The following is a 1789-nucleotide window of genomic DNA, read 5'->3' as shown; positions in this document are numbered from 1 at the left end:
TGCATTATTATCTTCATAATATATACCATAACTCTCTGGGATCAAACACCTAGAGTGTGTCGTCACGAGAATCAATCTATGCTAGCATGAGGTATAGAATGAATCAATGCAAGGTAGGCGCTCACCGACGCCATGATATGTCAGATCACATATGGAGTCTTTTAGAGCCGCGATTGCCTGGGCGAAAAGGTTCCTGGGAAGGTATCGCCCCTGATAATAGGCTTTTTATCAACGCCGTCTTTTGGATATTGCGCACTGGCGCACCCTGGAGAGATTTGCCTCCTGAGTATGGCCACTGAAAAAACACGCATCGACGCTTTTGCAGATGGCGGGACAAAGGCGTTTGGCAAGGGGTGTTAGAATCACTTGTGATGGAGCCTGATTTTGAGTGGCTCATAGATTTGATGCAAGCCCTATCAAAGTACCCCCTCATGCAGCAGGAGCGCGTGGTGGAAACCAAGCCATGGGATAAACAAAAGGGGGCTCAATTCCAAAATACATATAGCCGTAGATGCGACTGGTATGCCAGTGCGAATCCTTGTTACAGAAGGTAGAACAGCTGATTATACACAGGCTGAGGCTTTTATTGAGGGCATAAACGCCCAATGTCTTTTAGCCGACAAAGACTATGATTCAGATGCTGTATTAGACATGGCAAACGGTCAAACCATTCAAGCGGTGATTCCTGCAAAAAAGAATCGAAAAGAACAGCGCTTCTATGACCAAGACTTGTACAAGATCAGACATCGTGTTGAAAATGCCTTCTTGCATCTTAAGCGATGGAGAGGCATCGCCACGCGATATGCCAAAAACAGCTCCTCCTTTCTTGCAGCCGCCCAAATACGCTGTCTTGCCCTTTGGCTCAATATCTCGTAACGACACTATCTAGGATGCAAATTTTTTTAATCATTGGGAAGCACAGTGTTGAATCAAAGCACTAAACCCTAGACTAATTATGGATTAGACCTCATTTCATAACGCGTACAAGACAAAAAAATTGATAGAATCTTTTAGGTATAGGGTGATTTGCCTCTCCCCATTCACCAGATCTGAATCTGATAGACACGTTCTAGATTCATATGAAAACATGGATTAACTGTCACATTACTCAATGGACTGAATCATATAAAGCTTTACTTCAATGCTTTTAAATTCTTTTAAATTTTATTTTAAAGCTAAATTACTATACAAAAACTTACCTCAGTATCTTTTTTTATGATTTATAGGTATTGATCTTTATTTTCTTACTCTCCTTCTCCAAAAGAAAAGATTTTTTTGCTAACTTCCAGCTTCTTTTAATATTAATGTTAATATGGCATATTTCTTTTTTATAGAAAACGCAGTTTTAGTATGCTTTAGGATAGTTGTTTTCAGTATTGTTACGCTATTTGCTTACTGAAAAATCATTGCTTTAGAGGCTCTTGAATACTTATCTTACCGTCATACCATGGTTGCGCATCTAATTCAAGGTGATTTAATAGAGCTCGCCTAACACGCTAACTATTCATCCAATGGGGCGTCAAGAGACGCTTATTTCACCACGAGAGTTCATGATGGATGTTACGGATTTAATTCCGACGTAATAAAAGGATATAGCACACTAAATATAAAAGAATTATAATAGCAGAAAAGAGAAGATATTTAAAGGTGTCGTATTCATTATCGTAAGGGGTTAGAAATGAAGAAGAAAAAAGCAGTAAGCGATGAGGAATCGGGTAGACGTTTTGGAATGGGTAAGCAGATTATAGAGGGGGTACGCATTTAGAACTGAACTTAGTGCGCTATAAGT

Annotated in this window: 1 pseudogene; it reads left to right on the top strand. The window is 39.6% G+C overall.

What is annotated here, in order from left to right:
• Positions 1 to 98 precede the first annotated feature (98 nt).
• A pseudogene (locus HCUR_RS00740) lies at positions 99 to 876 on the top strand (IS5 family transposase).
• Positions 877 to 1789 lie beyond the last annotated feature (913 nt).

This window comes from Holospora curviuscula (genome assembly GCF_002930195.1).
Taxonomy (GTDB): domain Bacteria; phylum Pseudomonadota; class Alphaproteobacteria; order Holosporales; family Holosporaceae; genus Holospora; species Holospora curviuscula.
Note: the sequence above shows the minus strand (reverse complement) of the source record. Positions and strands in the feature narration are given on the sequence as shown.